Here is an 18,042-nt window from a genome sequence, read left to right as displayed (position 1 = left end):
GGAACCTTTTACAAAAAAAAATTGCCTAGTAAGACTAGGCTGGCCAGTTTTGGTAAATCTGGGTCAGTAGCTCGCTGGCTTTAGCTTTATCAGCGAAACTACTATCGGCATTAAAGATCGCAATATTATTGCTTGAACCTACAGAAGTCATGCGTAGCACGTAAACTTGTTTATCGTTCTTCACAGTGACTTCGTAAGCGTTTTTACTCTTCGCAACAATATTTTGATTTAATGAACTCAGGGTAGCGAGTGCATATTGCCAAATTGTGGCAGGATCTCCACTCACATTTAATAGGGGATTGCCATTACCATCAGTTAATAACTTTACTGGTCCAACGGCTGCATCTTCCACTGTTTGAGAACCAACAGTGTTGCCTTGCTGCTCAGGACGAGGTAATGCAAATCGGTTGCCTTTGCTATTTGCAAAGTTAGGCGCATGTTCCAACGCCATAGGCTCAACAGATGGTGCAGGATATAGTGGCGTAGCTGGTCGAACCAAAGCACCTTCTGGATATTTAACCTCACCCATTTCTGGTGCTTTTTTATACTTCAACGAACCATTGCTAATTCCCAGTGAACTACAACCTGCTAAGCTCATCGCAGCAAGGGAAAGCATTAAACCAAAACGTAACTGCATCATATTTTGCTCTTATTTAATGACACCAACTGCTTTTAATTCTTCACGCAGCGGCGTACGGTATTGTTCAGCCAAAGGCGTCAGTGGTAGGCGAATGCCAGAACCAATTAATCCCATTTCGTATAATGCCCATTTGACTGGAATTGGGTTCGATTCGCAAAATAAAATATTGTTTAAATTTGCAACCTTGCTATTCAGCTGCTCAGTCAATGCTTGATCACCAGCAAATGCAGCTGCACACAATTGACTCATTAAGTCAGGTACAACATTTGCTGTTACTGAAATATTACCTTGTGCACCAAGAGCAATCAATTGAGACGCAGTTTCATCATCACCTGAATAAACATTCATTTGTTTATCACGCAATGCTTCTATTAGAGCCTTACCACGAACCAAATCACCTGTGGCATCTTTGATACCAATAATATTTTTAATGTCTGCCAAACGAATGATCGTTTCATTTTGCATATCTACGCCAGTACGACCTGGAACGTTATACAAAACAATAGGTAAATCAACAGCTGCGGCAACTGCTTTAAAATGCTGATAGAGACCTTCTTGGGTCGGCTTATTATAGTAAGGTGTAACCAATAGTGCAGCATCAGCACCAAGCGCTTTTGCTTCTTTGGTTAACTCAATTGCTTCATGTGTTGAGTTAGCACCAGTACCTGCAATAACGGGAATGCGTTTATTGGCCACACGAATAATTTCTTTAATCACTTTGGCATGTTCTTCCATGCTCAAAGTTGATGGTTCACCTGTGGTACCAACAGCAACAATACTGGCTGTTCCTTGCTTTATATGCCACTCCACCAGCTTTTCGAGGCTCTTCCAATCGACGCTGCCATCTTCAAACATGGGCGTGACAATTGCGACAATTGAACCTTGAATCTGGAGTGCTTGCTGAGTCATTTTAAAAAAAATCCTATTTGTCCATCCAAAGGAAATAGAAATAACGAAAATGTGGATGGGGAGCAGTTTTTTGATTTTAAGCAAAATCAATAAGGTTGATCAATTGAGTAATGCTTACGCAAATTATGACTGATTCAGCGAGACAGAACAATATCATTTAGTCTATGCATGCAAAAACTTTAGCAAAACTCACACAAGATTAAAGCCAAACTTCAATTTATGGTAGTGAATCGACTTGCAATCGATCCTTACCCACAGCAAACATGATTATTGTACAATTTCCGTTTTATCAACTCGGCGCTACAATAGTGTAGAAAACAACCAACATCTAAACTTCATCAAGAGGAAATTACAATGCCAAAACAACAGGGTAGTGTACTGATTGTCGTCGATGTACAAAAAGGATTTTGCCCCGGTGGTAATTTAGCTATTGCTCATGCAAACGAAATTATTCCTAATATCAATAAAATTGCACAGTCTTTCGAACATGTGGTTTTAACTCAGGACTGGCATCCTCAAAACCACATTTCTTTTGCAAGTCAGCATCCTACGCAAAAAGTGTATGATAAGATTCAATTAAGTTACAGTACGCAAACCTTATGGCCAGATCACTGTATCCAAGCAACAGATGACGCTGCATTCCATCCTGATCTCAATATTCCACATGCACAATTAATTTTGAGAAAGGGCTGGCATTCACATATCGATAGTTACTCAGCTTTTTTAGAAGCAGATCATAAAACCAGTACAGGTTTAGCCGCCTATTTACATGCGCATCAAATCACAACAGTATATGTTGTTGGTATAGCAACAGATTTTTGTGTTGCATGGACCGCAATTGATGCGTGTAAGCTCGGTTTTGAATGTTATGTCATCGCTGATGCTTGTAAAGCAATTGACCATAATGGCTCACTACAACATGCGTGGCAGGATATGCGCCAACATGGTGTAAAACACACCTATCTCAAATCTTTTAGCTAAATCCTGCATGCCTAAGGAGTAGTCATGAAATTAGCAGCATTTAGTGCTTTTATTCAAAAAACATTTGCCTTGTGGGTAATATTTTTTGCAGCAATAGCACTGTGCTTCCCCGAAGCATTTATATGGCTCAAGTCCTATATCACGATCATGCTCGGCATTATTATGTTTGGTATGGGCATGACCATGACGCCTGCTGATTTTAAGAGTGTTGTTCATCAACCAAAAGCTGTATTCATTGGAGTCTTGGCTCAATTTATCATTATGCCAGTTCTCGCATATGCACTCTGTCGATTACTTGCTCTACCTAGTGAAATTGCAATTGGTGTCATTTTAGTAGGCTGTTGTCCTGGTGGAACAGCCTCAAATGTCATTACCTACATGGCCAAAGGAAATACAGCTTTATCCATTGCATGTACCTTAGTTTCGACTTTACTGGCTCCCATTCTAACGCCATTTATTTTTTATCTATTGGCTAGCCAATGGATTGAAATTGATGCAAGTTCAATGTTGATCTCAATTTTACAGGTGGTGCTCATCCCCATTTTCTTGGGCCTAATTACACGCATGTTATTTAAACATCAAGTTGAGCATTCAATTCAAGCGATGCCGATTATTTCTGTTGTAGCTATTGTGTTGATTGTTGCTGCAATCATTGCTGCGAGTAAAGCAGCTATTTTGCAATCGGGTTTGTTGGTACTTGCTGTTGTTATGCTTCATAACACACTAGGCTATTTATTGGGCTTTTATGCCGCTCGCTGTTTTAAATTAGAATATGCCGATTGTAAGGCCGTGTCTGTTGAGGTCGGCATGCAAAACTCAGGCCTAGGGGTTGCGCTTGCAACAGTTCATTTTGCAGCATCACCTCTTACTGCATTACCCAGTGCAATTTTCAGCCTGTGGCACAATATATCAGGCCCCGCTTTGGCCAGTTATTGGGCTACGAAAACAAATAAAACACCTCAAAAGGAGTAGGCACAAGATGAAAAAAATAGCTGTAACATTATCAACTAGTCTCATTTGTGCCGCTTCCACTACCGTTCAAGCACAGCAATTTAGCTTTAACAGAAGTTCCAAGCATTTTGATGTCAAAATTGAAATACCATGCCAACAGTCAAAATGCCAAGGGCCAGCCACGATTACCCTGTATGAGAAAGATACAGACCATGTCCTACAACAAATTGAATCTGATGACCTCATCTTGCATCTAGAACAAGACTCACCGAACTCAATACCAAAAAATGAAAAAAACATCATTATGTTTAAAGATTTTAATTTTGATGGCAGTGAAGATCTGGCAATTCACAACGGTAATGCAAATGCCTATAGTGGTCCTAGCTACGATATTTATATTTTTAATGAGCACTGGAAAAAATTTGTTTATAACGAAGAATTATCTGAATTAACCGCAGAAAATTTAGGTATGTTTCAACTCGATCCACATCAAAAACGTATTGTTAGCCAGTATAAATCGGGGTGTTGTTACCGTGTTCGTGCAGAATATCTAATCAAGCCAGAGCAGGAACTTATTTTAGTAAGAGAGTTTATTGAGGACCAAACTTCCAGTTCGAAAAATCAAGTGAAAGTGACGGATCGAGTGTTAATCAATGGCAAATGGACACAGACCGTAAAGTACTATCCAGCCTCAGAATACTATCAGTGACAAGCGATCATGCTAATTGTTGTAAAAATTCTTGCTCACTCATAACCTGAAAACCATGCTGACTCAACAATGCCGCAGTGACCCCTTGGCCTTCTATTTTCTGCCCATTAAAATGACCATTATAAATATGTGTTGAGCCGCAAGAAGGACTATTCGCTTTTAACACAACATGAGTGACCTGATGCTGCAATGCCAATGCCAAACAACGCTCTGCACCTAAGATAAAAGCAGCTGTGACATCTTGCCCCATGCTATCCAAAACTTTTGCCTGACCTGCGAGTACAGCTTGACCATGACCAGCCACAATTTCAGCAGGTAGCCGAGGGGTACTTAGCCCACCCGCTACCTCTGGACAAAAAGCAACAGCTTGACCTGTTGCAAGTAACTGCTGTAGTTCATGCACCAAACAATGTCCACCATCATAACGGACTGCTTGACCAAGTAAACATGCACTGATCAGATACTTCATTGTCCAATCCTTATTACATAGTGATTGAGTTTACAACTCAATCTGCATATCAGCGGTTAATGCTAAAGGTTCAGGCAAAATTTTTGCTAACTGCTGACATAAATAAGTAAGTTGTGCGCTGTCTGTTGGCATTAACGTAATATGACCAATTTTACGACCAGCTCGCTCTGTCTTGTTGTACAAATGCAAATGTGCACCCGACAACGCTAACACAGCTGCTGTTTCAGGATATCGACCTATGACATTAACCATTACAGTTGGGCGAACAAGCTCAGTTGAGCCTAAAGGTAAACCCGCTACAGCTCGAATATGATTCTCAAACTGCGAGCATACTGCTCCCTCAATAGACCAATGCCCTGAGTTATGTACACGAGGTGCCATCTCATTTGCATACAACCCTTGTTCTGTTACAAACAACTCAAGAGTCAATACACCAACATAGTCGAGATGATTAAGTAATCGAGTGATATAGTCTTGTGCAACACCCTGTAATTCAGCACTATTTGGTGCAGGTACAATCGAATGCGACAAAATTCCGTGGTAGTGGTGGTTTTCTGCTAAAGGCCAAGTTTTTACATTACCATCTTGGCCACGAACAGCAATAATAGAGACTTCTCGACTAAAGCGAACAAAACTTTCTGCTATTAGGCTTTTTGCAGGCCCAAGCTCTGCCCAAGCCTGAGAAATTTGATCTTCTGAACGAAGTACAAATTGACCCTTTCCATCATAACCACCTGTCGCAGTTTTCAGTACAATAGGCAACCCCAGATCACGTACAGCTTGTTCTAAACTTTGTAATGAATCAACTGCACGATAAGCAGCAACAGGGATTTCAAGTTGATCGAACAACGCTTTTTCTAACAATCGATTTTGTGCAATAGCGAGTGCTTGACGAGGAGGGTGAATCTGTTTCTTCTTCGTCAATTGATCAACATCAGCTAGCGGCGTATTCTCAAACTCAAGACTAAAGACATCTGCACTATTGATAAAAGTTTCAATCGCTTGATCTGCTTCACTTTCAATTACTTGACCAAGTTGAGCTGCTGGACAGTCTTGTTTGGCCTCAAAAAAAGTACATTGAATATTCAGTGGCAATGCTGCTTGAGCCATCATACGACCCAACTGACCGCCACCAAAAATACCGATGGTTTTATCCATGATCTCGATCCTTAGATTTGGCCAGGTATATTGTTGTTTGAAACTTTTTCAGTTTGCGCGGTTCGAAAAGCTGCCACATTTGCTGCAATTTCAGGGCGAGTTAAACCTAAAATCTGTGCTGCCATAATGGCTGCATTACTTGCACCTGCTGGACCTATTGCTAAAGTACCCACAGCAATACCTGCTGGCATTTGTACAATGGACAACAAAGAATCTACACCATTTAAAATCGAAGATTTCACTGGCACACCCAATACAGGCAAATCTGTTTTTGCTGCACACATACCAGGTAAATGTGCAGCACCTCCAGCACCAGCAATAATCACCTGTATACCACGATCACGTGCTGTTTCAGCATATTCAAAAAGTCGATCTGGAGTACGATGAGCAGAGACTACTTCAGCTTCAAAAGGGACACCAAGTTGCTTAAGCATATTGGCAGTGTGTTCGAGAGTTGCCCAATCAGATTGAGAACCCATGATAATTCCGACAAGAGGTTGCGTGTTTGTAGCTGCGTCCGCATTCATTGCTAATGTTCCAGAGACTAAGTGAGTCGTGTTAAATCTCGACGAGAGCCAAGCTTTAAATGAATTAGAAGCTCACCATTATAAACTGATTCTGCCTATAAGAACGGCTATACAATCAACTAAATGTGATTTTTTTATGACAATCTTATTTTTGACCATGACGCAAAAAAAAACCTAAACATGTCAGAAGATCATGTCTAGGTTTAATCTTTAAAGTCAGATGAGTAAATTACGCCTCTCTCCGACTCAATGAAATTTAACAATTCAAGAAGCTGATTTCGCTTGTAAAATCTCTGTACGCATTTGCTCAACTAGATTCGCACTTTCACTGTTCATACCATTAATCATAAAGGCATGACGTGTAAGCAAATTAGATGGATTTGGCATCACGACTAATTGATACTGTTCATTGACTTGTTTTAATAGATCATTGCTCAAATACAAAGCCATTTCTTTGGCAATTAAATGATGTGTCAAACGCTGTGCAGCCTGTACTGCATTTAATTGCATTGCTTCCACTTCGCTACTTACAGCACAACGTGTTTGCAGTACAAATCGTTTATCTGCTCTGTAACGTTTGTATAAAACATCAGATAAAAGCTGAAAAACAGAACCAATAAGCACCAAACATTGCGCAGCTTGTGGATGAACTGAATCTATATGAATAGTCGCACCTTGCTGATTAAATGCTTGATCGAGCAAAATATCTTGTGGGTTTAAATCAAAGTGTTGGGCACAATTTTCAATACTTTTATTTAGAAAAATCTGGCATAAATTAAAATATGGGGTCGATACAGATTTATTGACTGTGTTTAACAGCTGTTTAGGGTCATAGAATTGAATATTTAATGCAACACAAGTCTGATTACCATCGAATGTTACTACTGGCGTTTTGGGTTCAAACTTCTCTTTGATTTGCTGTTGTGCTTGGGCAATCGCAAGTGCTTTGCTGGATTTTTCTAGCGCTAATGCCTCTGTTAGCTGTTGTACTTCGTGTTTGAGACGTGCCTCGGTATTTAGACGTGTAAGATATTCACTACGTGTTGGACGAGCAATCCCACGATAAGCTAGAAATAATAGACCATGTACCAACAAAGATAACAATATAGTGAGCCATTGTGTACGTAGAATCTCACCAATACTCGGCTGAATCAGTACAATTTCAACACTGCCAACCTTTTTATCGTTTAAAATCGCATCACGTGAGAATACTTCACCTTGGCGTGTCTTGGCTAAACCACTGGTTGCTAACACCTGTTTATTCGCATCTAGAATACGAATTGAGGCTACACTCGGATTCGTTGCATAGCGATTTGCTAACAATGCCAACGAAACTGTATTTGCAGGCTGTAGTTCAACTATACTGTCTGTCACCAATTGACTAGTCATTAACTGGCCCTGATTGGTACGATTTTCATTCAGTTGATGAGTCGTTGCTAACACCATCAAACAGGTATGTAAAGCAAAGCTAATAATTAGTAGGCTAGCAAATAGCCCTTGTCTTGGCGCATTCAAGTTAAACTTCCAAAGAAAATATATTGAATTTCGATTATGATTCTAACAATTGTTGCAGCTCAGACTCGAGTCAATTCATGCGAGAAATCATTCTTATATCATTTTTAGGACCTGACCAACCGAATCAGTTTACCCGATTAATGCAGGTGTTGTCCGTACATTCTTTACAAATTTTGGACGTAGGGCAGGCTGTTATTCACAATCAGTTAACCCTCGGCATTGTAGTTTCATCCAATGACCAGACCGCAACTGCTCTAGCAATGAAAGACATCCTCATTCTAGCACATGAGATTGGTCTCACCGTTCGCTTTAAACCCATCTCATGCACAGATTATGATCAATGGGTAAGTGAAGGTGGTCGTACACGCTATATCGTGACTGCTTTAGCGCCTGAACTCACTGCAGCACACTTGCAAGCAGTGACTAATATCGTTTCAAGCCAAGGCTTCAATATTGAAACTGTGACCCGTCTTTCAGGCCGTCCTGATCAACATGCAAACAACAGTGAACCTAAACGTTCATGTGTTCAATTTGGTCTTAAAGGGCAAATGCTTGATGCTCAAGCAATGCGTGCTGCCTGTTTAGGACTTTCCTCTGCATCAAATATTGATGTTGCTGTACAAGAGGACAATGCTTACCGTCGTAACCGCCGTTTAGTATGTTTTGATATGGACTCTACACTCATTGAGCAAGAAGTCATTGATGAACTTGCTATTGAAGCTGGGGTAGGAGAGCAGGTCGCTGCAATCACTGAGCGAGCGATGCAGGGAGAACTAGACTTCCAACAAAGCTTCCGTGCCCGTGTTGCCTTACTTAAAGGCCTTGATGCAAGTGTATTGCCTAAAATTGCTGAGCGTTTAACCATTACAGAAGGTGCTGAGCGCTTGATCTCAACCTTAAAATCTTTAGGTTATAAAACGGCAATTTTATCAGGTGGTTTCCAGTTCTTTGCTGAGTATTTACAGGAAAAACTGGGTATAGATGAGGTACATGCCAATATCTTAGATGTTCAAGATGGTATTGTAACTGGTGAAGTTAAAGGCGCGATTGTTGATGGTGCTCGCAAAGCGGAATTACTCCGTGGCCTTGCCCAGAGAATGGGGATCTCTTTAGAACAAGCGATTGCTGTTGGTGATGGTGCCAATGATTTGCCAATGTTATCTATTGCTGGGCTTGGGGTTGCCTTCCGTGCTAAGCCATTGGTCAGAGAAAATGCGAACCAAGCTATTTCTAGTGTAGGTTTAGATGGTGTGCTGTACCTTCTAGGTGTACATGATAAGGACTTAAGTCGCGCTTAAAAAAGAAAAACTAACATCACAGCAAGAATAGTAACGACTCCTTTACATTCTTGTTGTGAAAACTACTTATCTTTATCTATTTACAGCTTTTTTCATATATGAATAACAAATCAACAATGTCATCATCAGTCTAAAAAAAAGCGCTATCTACGTGAAAATTACTAGGTATTTTTATGTAATGACACGCCAATGCCGATTAGAATTATCTTCAACAGGGAATGAGTATAAAAAAAAATGTAATGACAAAAGAATGTTGCGACAGCATGTGTCGCCTTAGACAGAAGTCGCTCTTTTTTTATCGTAGAAACGCTGCATAATGCACAACATACACGGCGAAGACTCGTAAGTATGCAGCCTAACAAAATGAATAGAGACGTATTTGAGATCCGGTAGAAATTTGAGCCATCATCAAAGTTGACGGAGGTTTTTATGGTAACAGCAGTATTTACAACGATCATTGGATTCGCTCTGATTGGTGTAGCGTTGATCGCTGTTTTTTTCTCCCCTTACCGTCATTGGCTGGGGTTTATGTGTGCAGGGATGTTATTTTGGGGTTTAATTGAAGGACTCCGCTTTGGTGTACACAACATTTTTCAGATATCTATTGCTTATAGCTATTTGGCTGCGATTAGCACAGCCATGCTTGGATTAATTGCATTCTTACTGTTTGCGGATAACCGAGCACAAAAAGCAATGGCGGACCGCCGCTATATCGAACACACACCTGTTTACGAAGATGAGTGATTTGATAAAGTTGAGTCAACCAAAATGAACAATAGATAATCTAAAACAACAATATAGATCCTCTCCTCAGAGGATCTCTTTTAAATTTTTGCCCACCAAAGATAAAGATTTTAATTTTTATCTAACGGAATCAATCGAAAAAGCAGAGGGAATTGACCATTTTTCATTGATTTTTTGTTATATAAAGCATTGATTGTATAGATCTAACTTATGTTAGGATGGGTGATATATTTTTGAATTAAAACAACAGGCGTAATGCTCATGAAACTTTCTTCAATTCCTGTGGTGAAGCTACCAATCGTAGATGTTAGTACTGATCCGCTCGACTTATTGGTACTCGGTCTTGCATTACGCATGAAGCAGCTTGCTAAAACCAGCCCCAAATTTATTGAATTAATTCACGACCGTCAGTTCCGTATCCAAATCAGTACAGATCTTGGTTTTGCACGACAAATTATTATTAACAATGGCACTATTGATACTGTCTCAGGTCAAGAAACACCTGCCGATTTCATCCTTCAATTTTCAGACAGTGAGCATGGGGTCAAAACCTTAGCCAAAGGTGATCCAACTGCATTTATGACTGGTATGCAAGATGGCAGTATTAAAATGGAAGGTGACTTTAGCCTATTAGTTTGGTTCAATCAGGCTTCACGTCTACTAAAACCACAACTACCAAAACCAATTAAAGAAAAGATTAAAATTGCACGTCAATTTATTAAAGAAAAAACAGGTCGTTAAGTCAGGCTCATTGCCATAATTTTGACCTTTTCTTGACATCCTCACCCCCTTAAATGGGGGTAATTCCTACTGCTAGACGCTTATGTCCAAGCGCAAGTATATTCAGTGCGGAATTTATATCCCGATCATGGAATGTACCACATTCCATGCACTGCCATGCTCTTATTCCAAGCCCTGATCTACCTTTCGGACTACTGCTTGATATACTCTTGCAGTGCGAACAAGTTTGGGTGGTATAGGATTCATTGACTTCTTCAAACGATGCCCCTGCGTTCTCGCATTTATACTTGAGCATTGTTTTTAGTACCGAAAAACTAGCATCTAAAACAGACTTTGCTATTTTAGTTTTTACCAGTTTGGCAGCACTTAAATTACCAACGACTATCAGTGCATTATTCTTAACAAGCATCGTACTTGCTTTATGCAAATGGTCTTTACGACAGTTTGCAATCTTGGCGTGTAAGGCACGTACACGCTTTTTATTCCTTGCTCGTTGAGCAATCCCGAGTCTCTGTTCATATTTTCGATAGAATTTAGGATTAGATATGACTGTGCCATCAGAACAAGTCGCCACATCTTTTAAGCCCAGATCAATACCTATAGATTGCTTTGCAGTGGATTGTTCCTGCTTCGGTGAGTCAACAACAAGGCAAACATACCAACGCCCTCGGCTATCCTCAACAAATGAGCCAGTCCTAACACTGTATTTGCTTAAGCCGTAGCTATCCCATACTTTGAATTGACGCTTGCCATATTGAACAGATCCATCCGTGCATTTAATCGCAGCCTTTTTAAAAGGTATCCATCCAAGTGAACGTCTAGCCGACTTCTTATTACTCACACGCCATTTAAGTTTTGCTTTTTTGAATTGCTTTCTACGTGTAACCAATTCCTCTGTAATTGCCTGAACAGTTTGGCTATGCAAATTACACAGTTTTGATGTACCTGAAGTATATTCATTGACATCGTAGGCACTAAAAAAATGCCCTGTACGTTTAAGTTGTTTGAAACACAAATCATTAACATAGTTCCAGACAAAATTAACCTCTGATGCAAGTTGATCTAGCATCTTACAATGTTTGTCTTTTATGCGTAATTTAAGGGTTTTCATAACCAAATTATAGCAATTTAATATACTAAAAGCCTTATAGCATAAGGTTAAGCGACGAAATGTGTCATATGGCTTACGCCAGTCACTTATATCCTCATCCTGAACGATGAGGTTTTACGCTCCATCGGATAAACATCAAAGTAAAGAAAAGAGCGCCTAAGTAGCGCTCTTTTTACTGTATCGTGTTTATTCAACTTCGAGTTGAAAAGTCACTGGACCATCATTGATCAAATGTACTTTCATATCAGCTGCAAAAATACCAGTCTGCAATTGAGGGAATTGACTACGTGCATACTCAACTAACTGCTGGTACAACTGCTTTGCGGCCTCAGGGGGCATTGCTGGGCCAAAATCTGGACGTAAACCCTTTTGAGTTTGAGCCATTAAAGTAAACTGTGAAACTAACAATACGCCGCCTTGGGCTTGATTAACATTCCACCCCATTTTGCCTTGCTCATCATCAAAGAATCGATACTTCAAAATCTTATCGATGAGTTTTTTCCCTTTTTCTAAATCATCTTGTTGTCCCAAGCCAAGAAAAACCAGCATCCCATGTGCTATTTCACCACAAACTTGTCCTTCGACTTCCACTTTAGCGGTAAGTACCCGCTGTAATAAAGCACGCATCTATTCCACGCTATCGACAAAAAAATCGGCCAAAGTGTAACAGATTTACAATGTACTATTCACACAACAGTTGTATAAAAATCTATAGGCCAAAACCAATTAAGATCAGCCTTCCATAACATTAGCATCACTTTTTATTTTCACTATTCTTTGTTGTTTAATCGAATTTTTAACCCTAATTAGGACTTATTTCTCCAATAACTTTTCATAAGTTCAGCTAAACATGCAGTTTTTTCTCTGCAAATTGTGTTTTAATGCCTGAAGCTGATGAAAAACGCGTGCTCATATGTCTCCAATTATCCAGTCACTACTTGATACTGATTTATACAAATTTACCATGCTACAAGTGGTATTACATAAATTCCCTCAGACACATAGTGTTTACCATTTCCGATGTCGTAATCTTGAAGATACTCATTATCCTCTGACCGATATTTTGGATGAACTCAATGAGCAACTAGACCATCTGTGTACATTAAAGTTTACTGAAGATGAACTGCAATACCTCCGCAGTATGCGCTTTATTAAGAGCGATTTTGTTGACTACCTTGAACTCTTCCAATTAAAACGCCGTTTTATTCAAGCTGGTATTGATAAAGAAGGTCGTTTAGATATTTGGGTAGAAGGCCCAATGGTTCAAGCCATGATGTTTGAGATATTTGTTCTCGCCATTGTGAATGAATTGTACTTTATGCGTTTACATAGTGCAGAAGTATGGGCAGAAGGCGAACGTCGTTTACAACAAAAAATTCAACTCATTCAAACCTATGAAAAACTGCAACGCCCATCTGATCCACCATTACTCATTTCTGACTTTGGTACGCGTCGTCGTTATAGTATGCAGTGGCAAAGCCATGTTGTGCAGTCCTTTCAACAGGCTGTGCCACAAGTCTTCCGCGGCACTAGTAATGTCTATTTAGCTAAAGCGCTCAATATCACCCCAATTGGTACAATGGCGCATGAGTTTTTACAAGCTTTCCAAGCCCTTGATGTGCGTTTAAGAGACTTTCAAAAAGCAGCTTTGGAAACTTGGGTACAAGAATACCGTGGTGATCTTGGAATCGCTTTAACAGACGTTGTGGGAATGGATGCATTCTTACAAGACTTTGATTTGTATTTTGCCAAATTATTCGATGGATTACGTCATGATAGTGGTGACCCGTATGAATGGGGTGATAAGGCCTATAAGCACTATAAGCGATTAAAAATTGACACTAAAACTAAAATGTTAACATTTAGTGATGGTCTAGATATCACCAAGGCTTGGGATCTACACCAATATTTCAAAGATCGCTTTAAAGTGAGTTTTGGAATTGGAACAAACCTAACCAATGATATGGGACTTACACCATTAAACATTGTCCTTAAATTGGTAGAATGTAATGGGCAATCCGTGGCAAAAATTTCTGACAGTCCTGGCAAGACCATGACAGATAATGATACCTTCTTGGCTTATTTACGTCAGATTTTTCATATTGCTGAAGATCAAACGACATCATAACCAAAAGATCGTATACCAAGCGCTATATCTGATATACAAGAATAGCGTTTTGTTCACTAATACATAATAAAAAAAGCATAGTCACTAAAAGGCGAGGCTTAGAGACTATGCTAATATTTACACCTATCACGATCTAATAATAAGCGATAATTCATGAGCACCGATTTAGACTTTGCCTTACTCATCGAACCTGAGCAACTTTATGCGCAACTCAATCACCCAATGCTACGTATAGTGGATCTAAGCCGTAGCTCGGTACATGCTCAGTTACATTTACCTCATGCAGTTCACATTAAACCGAACATGCTCGTTCAACAAAATGACTATGCAACAGGGATGTTGCCTGATACAGCAGCTTTACAACATCTGATCGAACAACTCAACATCTCAAAAAATCACCATGTTGTCGCCTATGATGACGAGGGTGGTGCTTGGGCCAGCCGTTTACTATGGACACTCCATTGCCTTGGCTTTGAACGCACAAGTTTACTTAATGGTGGCATTCATGCTTGGTTAGCTGGAGGTTTCACGACCAGTTCACAAGTCGTCACGCTTCCACCAATTGACAATCTCATTGATATAACCCAGCTTCAAAACTATCCATACCGTATTGAGTATGCACAACTCATACAACAACTTGAGAAAAAAGAACTACAGCTCTGGGACTGCCGTACCAAAGAAGAATATACCGGTCAGTACCTTGCTGCACGTCGTGGCGGACACATCCCTGGTGCATATCATTTCGAGTGGAGTACTGCACTTAATCGTGAAAATCATTTAAAATTACATACATTACAGCGCACTCAACAACGCTTAGCGCATATCGGACTACGAGCTGATCAGCCTGTCGTAGTCTATTGCCAATCTCATCATCGTTCAGCCTTAGCCTATATCATCTGTAGATTATTAGGATGGCAAGTCTTGGCCTATGATGGTGCGTGGAGTGAGTGGGGGAATCATCCCAACAGCCCAATCGTAAGCGGAGAGCATCCATTTTGACTATTGAAAACCTAAAAAAACAATTGTTCATTCAAGCACAACGTGTTGTGCCTCAGCACAAACTTAGCCGTTTAGTTGGCAAAGTTGCTGCCAGTGAAAATTTTATTGTTAAAAATGCAGCAATTCAGGCTTTTAAAGCAAAATATAAAATTGATCTCAGCATTGCCGAACAAACAGATGCTTTAAAATATAAATCATTCAATGAGTTCTTTACCCGAGCACTTAAAACTGGGGTACGTGCAGTCGATCAAGCGACAGATAGTATTGTTTGCCCTGCAGATGGTGCAATCTCACAAATAGGTACGATTGAGTCTGGTGAGATTTTTCAAGCAAAAGGTCAACATTACTCAGTTGAAAAACTCATTGGTGACCCACAACTTGCTGCGGCCTTTAAAGAAGGTCAGTTCGCCACTGTTTACCTCTCTCCCCGTGATTATCACCGTGTACATATGCCATTTTCAGGCACATTAACAGAAACCCTTTATATTCCAGGTGAGTTGTTCTCTGTAAACCAAACAACAGCTGAAACTGTACCAGGATTATTTGCACGTAATGAGCGCATGGTATGTTTATTTGATACCGATATCGGCCGTATGGCAGTGGTTTTAGTTGGAGCAATGATTGTTGCTGGTATTGAAACGGTTGCCACTGGTAAAGTGAAACCTTCTGGTCGTCTTGAGCTTAATCATCACCAATTAGAATTAGAAAAAGGAGATGAACTCGGTCGTTTTTACTTGGGCTCAACTGCCATTATTTTATTTGAAAAAGATAAAATGCAATGGGATGAACAATTTAAAGCGAATGATTTAACTGCAATGGGTGAACGTCTAGGAACAGTAAAAGCCTAAACCGACGTGCAAAATTATTCATAAAAAAAGCCTTACATTATATTAATGTAAGGCTTTTTATTTGAGTATCCTTAGTCTGCATGGTCTACACAATAAAGTTGTTGCTTAGGAAACACTGCCTTAAAGGTTGAGCCTTTATTTTCCACAGAATTAACTTCAAGATGAGCACCATGCTGCATCAAAACATGTTTTACAATCGCTAAACCTAAACCTGTTCCACCGCTTTGGCGGCTTCGTGCACTATCAACACGATAAAAACGTTCAGTCAAACGTGGTAAGTGTTTAGGATCAATTCCTATTCCATTGTCTTCGACAATAAAATAGCCATGATCTTGGTCATCATACCAACCAATACTTATAATTCCGCCTCGTGGTGTGTATTTGATTGCATTGGTAATGAGGTTGCTAAAAGCACTAGCAATTTCCATATCTGAACCAATCAAGTCATAGTGGCTGTCAATATTCAAGTTCAGTGTATGGCCATAATCAACATTGTACGCCTGAGCATCATCAAAAAGCTGGTTCATTAGATTTGGCATATCAATAATCTGATTTTTCGCTATCTGTTTATCATTTTCCAAACGAGATAACAGCAATAAATCATTCACCAAAGCATTCATACGTCGAGTTTGTGACTGCATTTGTTCAAATGCACGTTTCCATCTTGGGCTAATTTCTTCCTGATCGATAAATGTTTCCACATACCCACTTAGCACTGTCAGAGGTGTTCGTAATTCATGTGAAATATTATCAACAAAATCTTTACGCATCTGTTCAAGATTTTGCATACGTGTTACATCATAAGCAACCAACAAGTGGCTATCACTACCAAAGGGAGTAAGCTTAATTTGTACGTATTGCTCTTCATGAATTGAAGATTTAATTTTGATACCATCAGGGGATTTATCAATATCATTAAAATATTCAATAAAACGAGGTTGTCGTAAAATCGATAATAAATTGCGTCCCCGATCTAGATATTGGATACCCAATAACTTTTCCGCAGCGGGATTGGCCCATTCGATTTGATTTAGTTCATCAGTCAATACAACCGCTTCTGCTAACGCAACCAACGAAGACTGAGCCCGATCAATCAATCCCACCATATCAGCCTGTACAACCCGCTCCTGACGCTGTGAACGGTACACATTGAACAGTAGTGCCCCCCAAATACCATTTAAGTTGGGTGGAACATCATAGGGACGATTTGAAATCCACTCGTTTACCAAATACAGTGAACGAAGCTGCAAAAATAAGAAAAATGCAAAGGCCACTAATAAACAACTGGCCAAATACCCAGTACCGTAACCAACTAAACCACCAATCAACAAGAAAAATAACAATAGTTTTAGATCTTGTTTAGCAAAATTCCATAAGCTGCTATAGCGGAACTTTTTATGATCTCGAGCTAAGTCGGGAACGGGATAAGGTTCATACATATAATTAGTCTTAACTTAGAGCAACATCGGCTCGTGTTGAGAAACGATAGCCAGTACCACGAACCGTTTGTACAAAACGGTCAACACCATAAGGCTCTAACACTTTACGTAAACGACGAATATGCACATCAATCGTACGATCTTCAATATAGACGTTTCCGCCCCAAACTTGATCAAGTAATTGAGCGCGAGTATATGCACGTTCTGGATGAGTCATAAAAAAGGCCAATAAACGATACTCTGTAGGCCCCATTTCTAAAATGCTTTGTCCAAAACTTACACGTTGACTCACTGGGTCTAAAATAAGCCCATTTGCATCAATCGTTTTTTCACCACTGAGCGCATTAGCACGGCGCAAAACCGCTTTAATTCGTGAAACAAGTTCACGAGTAGAAAATGGTTTTGTCATGTAGTCATCAGCCCCAGCATCGAGACCTTGTACTTTATGATCTTCTTCACCACGAGCAGTCAACATAATGACTGGTATTTCAGACAAGTTCTCATCACGTTTTAAACGACGGCAAAAATCGACACCACTTACACCACCTGGCATCATCCAGTCTAAAAGAATCAGTGCTGGTCGCTGATCAACAACCATTTGATGTGCTTGTTTAGCATCTTCTGCTTGTAAACATTGAAAACCTGCCATATCCAAAGAGGTATGGATCATCTCGCGAATTGGAAGTTCGTCATCGACGATTAGAATGTAGTCATCTTTCACAACGCAATATCCTATGTATGTACGAACGGTGACCCGTTTGATTGTTTATGACAGGCTTATTACAAAGATTAATTATGACAGTATCATTGCAAAAATGATCTATGCAGTTATTTTTGCAATTATTTGTGACAAAACATCGTGAAACGCATGACAA

The 18,042-nt window shown here is 39.8% G+C and carries 19 protein-coding genes; 9 read left to right on the top strand and 10 right to left on the bottom strand.

The features are described 5' to 3' along the window. Nucleotides 1–34: 34 nt before the first annotated feature. Nucleotides 35–637, bottom strand: coding sequence for a lipoprotein-34 precursor (NlpB) (locus RFH42_RS06100; RefSeq protein ID WP_308974842.1), 603 nt, complete (start codon nucleotides 635–637; stop codon nucleotides 35–37). A gap of 12 nt (nucleotides 638–649) precedes the next feature. Then, on the bottom strand, nucleotides 650–1,549 hold the full coding sequence (dapA, locus tag RFH42_RS06095; protein WP_308974708.1) for a 4-hydroxy-tetrahydrodipicolinate synthase: 900 nt from the start codon (nucleotides 1,547–1,549) through the stop codon (nucleotides 650–652). A 354-nt stretch (nucleotides 1,550–1,903) separates the two neighbouring features. Here dapA and pncA point away from each other — a divergent pair, with 354 nt between their 5' ends. From pncA to RFH42_RS06080, 3 genes are read left to right on the top strand one after another with little or no spacing between them, the layout of a single operon-like run. After that, entirely contained in the window at nucleotides 1,904–2,530 is a 627-nt protein-coding gene (gene pncA, locus RFH42_RS06090; RefSeq protein ID WP_308974707.1) for a bifunctional nicotinamidase/pyrazinamidase, read from the top strand. 24 nt (nucleotides 2,531–2,554) lie between these two features. After that, nucleotides 2,555–3,502, top strand: coding sequence for a bile acid:sodium symporter family protein (locus tag RFH42_RS06085; RefSeq protein WP_308974706.1), 948 nt, complete (start codon nucleotides 2,555–2,557; stop codon nucleotides 3,500–3,502). Between the two features lie 7 nt (nucleotides 3,503–3,509). Then, nucleotides 3,510–4,190, top strand: a complete 681-nt coding sequence (locus tag RFH42_RS06080) for an XAC2610-related protein (protein WP_308974705.1) — start codon at nucleotides 3,510–3,512, stop codon at nucleotides 4,188–4,190. A gap of 7 nt (nucleotides 4,191–4,197) precedes the next feature. Here RFH42_RS06080 and RFH42_RS06075 read toward each other — a convergent pair whose 3' ends face one another. The 4 genes from RFH42_RS06075 to RFH42_RS06060 form a co-directional block, all read right to left on the bottom strand. Next, nucleotides 4,198–4,659: a DUF523 domain-containing protein gene (locus tag RFH42_RS06075; protein WP_308974704.1), complete on the bottom strand. Its 462-nt coding sequence runs from the start codon at nucleotides 4,657–4,659 to the stop codon at nucleotides 4,198–4,200. A 30-nt stretch (nucleotides 4,660–4,689) separates the two neighbouring features. After that, nucleotides 4,690–5,817: a 5-(carboxyamino)imidazole ribonucleotide synthase gene (locus RFH42_RS06070; RefSeq protein WP_308974703.1), complete on the bottom strand. Its 1,128-nt coding sequence runs from the start codon at nucleotides 5,815–5,817 to the stop codon at nucleotides 4,690–4,692. An 11-nt stretch (nucleotides 5,818–5,828) separates the two neighbouring features. Beyond that, nucleotides 5,829–6,344 carry a 5-(carboxyamino)imidazole ribonucleotide mutase gene (gene purE, locus RFH42_RS06065; RefSeq protein WP_308974702.1) on the bottom strand — a complete coding sequence of 172 codons (516 nt, stop codon included), beginning with the start codon at nucleotides 6,342–6,344 and terminating at the stop codon, nucleotides 5,829–5,831. Nucleotides 6,345–6,608: 264 nt separating this feature from the next. After that, on the bottom strand, nucleotides 6,609–7,859 hold the full coding sequence (locus RFH42_RS06060) for a hypothetical protein (RefSeq protein WP_308974701.1): 1,251 nt from the start codon (nucleotides 7,857–7,859) through the stop codon (nucleotides 6,609–6,611). A 77-nt stretch (nucleotides 7,860–7,936) separates the two neighbouring features. Between RFH42_RS06060 and serB the strand changes: the two genes are divergently transcribed. From serB to RFH42_RS06045, 3 genes are all read left to right on the top strand, one after another. Next, complete coding sequence (serB, locus tag RFH42_RS06055) at nucleotides 7,937–9,157, top strand: phosphoserine phosphatase SerB (RefSeq protein ID WP_308974700.1); 1,221 nt, start codon at nucleotides 7,937–7,939, stop codon at nucleotides 9,155–9,157. Nucleotides 9,158–9,586: 429 nt separating this feature from the next. Then, a complete protein-coding gene (aciT, locus tag RFH42_RS06050) occupies nucleotides 9,587–9,901 on the top strand; it encodes an AciT family ciprofloxacin tolerance protein (protein WP_308974699.1) in 315 nt (104 codons plus the stop codon). Between the two features lie 261 nt (nucleotides 9,902–10,162). Further along, nucleotides 10,163–10,642, top strand: a complete 480-nt coding sequence (locus tag RFH42_RS06045) for an SCP-2 sterol transfer family protein (RefSeq protein ID WP_308974698.1) — start codon at nucleotides 10,163–10,165, stop codon at nucleotides 10,640–10,642. Between the two features lie 49 nt (nucleotides 10,643–10,691). Here the strand turns inward: RFH42_RS06045 and RFH42_RS06040 are convergent, their stop codons facing one another. Both RFH42_RS06040 and dtd read right to left on the bottom strand, forming a co-directional pair. Next, nucleotides 10,692–11,753: an RNA-guided endonuclease InsQ/TnpB family protein gene (locus RFH42_RS06040; RefSeq protein WP_308974697.1), complete on the bottom strand. Its 1,062-nt coding sequence runs from the start codon at nucleotides 11,751–11,753 to the stop codon at nucleotides 10,692–10,694. Nucleotides 11,754–11,939: 186 nt separating this feature from the next. Continuing rightward, entirely contained in the window at nucleotides 11,940–12,380 is a 441-nt protein-coding gene (gene dtd / locus RFH42_RS06035; RefSeq protein WP_308974696.1) for a D-aminoacyl-tRNA deacylase, read from the bottom strand. Between the two features lie 286 nt (nucleotides 12,381–12,666). On the opposite strand from dtd, the gene pncB reads away from it, so the two are divergent. From pncB to asd, 3 genes are all read left to right on the top strand, one after another. After that, nucleotides 12,667–13,881, top strand: a complete 1,215-nt coding sequence (gene pncB / locus RFH42_RS06030; protein ID WP_308974695.1) for a nicotinate phosphoribosyltransferase — start codon at nucleotides 12,667–12,669, stop codon at nucleotides 13,879–13,881. A 153-nt stretch (nucleotides 13,882–14,034) separates the two neighbouring features. Next, a complete protein-coding gene (locus RFH42_RS06025) occupies nucleotides 14,035–14,880 on the top strand; it encodes a sulfurtransferase (protein ID WP_308974694.1) in 846 nt (281 codons plus the stop codon). Beyond that, nucleotides 14,877–15,728, top strand: a complete 852-nt coding sequence (asd, locus tag RFH42_RS06020) for an archaetidylserine decarboxylase (RefSeq protein WP_308974693.1) — start codon at nucleotides 14,877–14,879, stop codon at nucleotides 15,726–15,728. Before RFH42_RS06025 ends, asd begins: the two co-directional genes overlap by 4 nt. A gap of 71 nt (nucleotides 15,729–15,799) precedes the next feature. Here asd and phoR read toward each other — a convergent pair whose 3' ends face one another. Together phoR and phoB are read right to left on the bottom strand one after the other, a co-directional pair. After that, nucleotides 15,800–17,167, bottom strand: a complete 1,368-nt coding sequence (gene phoR / locus RFH42_RS06015) for a phosphate regulon sensor histidine kinase PhoR (protein ID WP_308974692.1) — start codon at nucleotides 17,165–17,167, stop codon at nucleotides 15,800–15,802. A gap of 10 nt (nucleotides 17,168–17,177) precedes the next feature. Next, on the bottom strand, nucleotides 17,178–17,888 hold the full coding sequence (gene phoB, locus RFH42_RS06010) for a phosphate regulon transcriptional regulator PhoB (RefSeq protein WP_308974691.1): 711 nt from the start codon (nucleotides 17,886–17,888) through the stop codon (nucleotides 17,178–17,180). Between the last annotated feature and the right edge of the window lie 154 nt (nucleotides 17,889–18,042).

The organism is Acinetobacter rudis, from assembly GCF_031157835.1.
GTDB classification, from domain to species: Bacteria; Pseudomonadota; Gammaproteobacteria; order Pseudomonadales; family Moraxellaceae; genus Acinetobacter; species Acinetobacter rudis_A.
This window is presented reverse-complemented; position numbering and strand designations above follow the sequence as displayed.

Coding starts and splice junctions, on each gene's coding strand:
- phoR (WP_308974692.1), bottom strand. CDS start 17,167: ATGTATGAACCTTATCCCGTTCCCGACTTAGCTCGAGATCATAAAAAG.
- RFH42_RS06075 (WP_308974704.1), bottom strand. CDS start 4,659: ATGAAGTATCTGATCAGTGCATGTTTACTTGGTCAAGCAGTCCGTTAT.
- RFH42_RS06070 (WP_308974703.1), bottom strand. CDS start 5,817: ATGGATAAAACCATCGGTATTTTTGGTGGCGGTCAGTTGGGTCGTATG.
- serB (WP_308974700.1), top strand. CDS start 7,937: ATGCGAGAAATCATTCTTATATCATTTTTAGGACCTGACCAACCGAAT.
- dtd (WP_308974696.1), bottom strand. CDS start 12,380: ATGCGTGCTTTATTACAGCGGGTACTTACCGCTAAAGTGGAAGTCGAA.
- RFH42_RS06045 (WP_308974698.1), top strand. CDS start 10,163: ATGAAACTTTCTTCAATTCCTGTGGTGAAGCTACCAATCGTAGATGTT.
- purE (WP_308974702.1), bottom strand. CDS start 6,344: ATGAATGCGGACGCAGCTACAAACACGCAACCTCTTGTCGGAATTATC.
- RFH42_RS06085 (WP_308974706.1), top strand. CDS start 2,555: ATGAAATTAGCAGCATTTAGTGCTTTTATTCAAAAAACATTTGCCTTG.
- pncA (WP_308974707.1), top strand. CDS start 1,904: ATGCCAAAACAACAGGGTAGTGTACTGATTGTCGTCGATGTACAAAAA.
- pncB (WP_308974695.1), top strand. CDS start 12,667: ATGTCTCCAATTATCCAGTCACTACTTGATACTGATTTATACAAATTT.
- RFH42_RS06100 (WP_308974842.1), bottom strand. CDS start 637: ATGCAGTTACGTTTTGGTTTAATGCTTTCCCTTGCTGCGATGAGCTTA.
- RFH42_RS06080 (WP_308974705.1), top strand. CDS start 3,510: ATGAAAAAAATAGCTGTAACATTATCAACTAGTCTCATTTGTGCCGCT.
- RFH42_RS06025 (WP_308974694.1), top strand. CDS start 14,035: ATGAGCACCGATTTAGACTTTGCCTTACTCATCGAACCTGAGCAACTT.
- RFH42_RS06040 (WP_308974697.1), bottom strand. CDS start 11,753: ATGAAAACCCTTAAATTACGCATAAAAGACAAACATTGTAAGATGCTA.
- dapA (WP_308974708.1), bottom strand. CDS start 1,549: ATGACTCAGCAAGCACTCCAGATTCAAGGTTCAATTGTCGCAATTGTC.
- aciT (WP_308974699.1), top strand. CDS start 9,587: ATGGTAACAGCAGTATTTACAACGATCATTGGATTCGCTCTGATTGGT.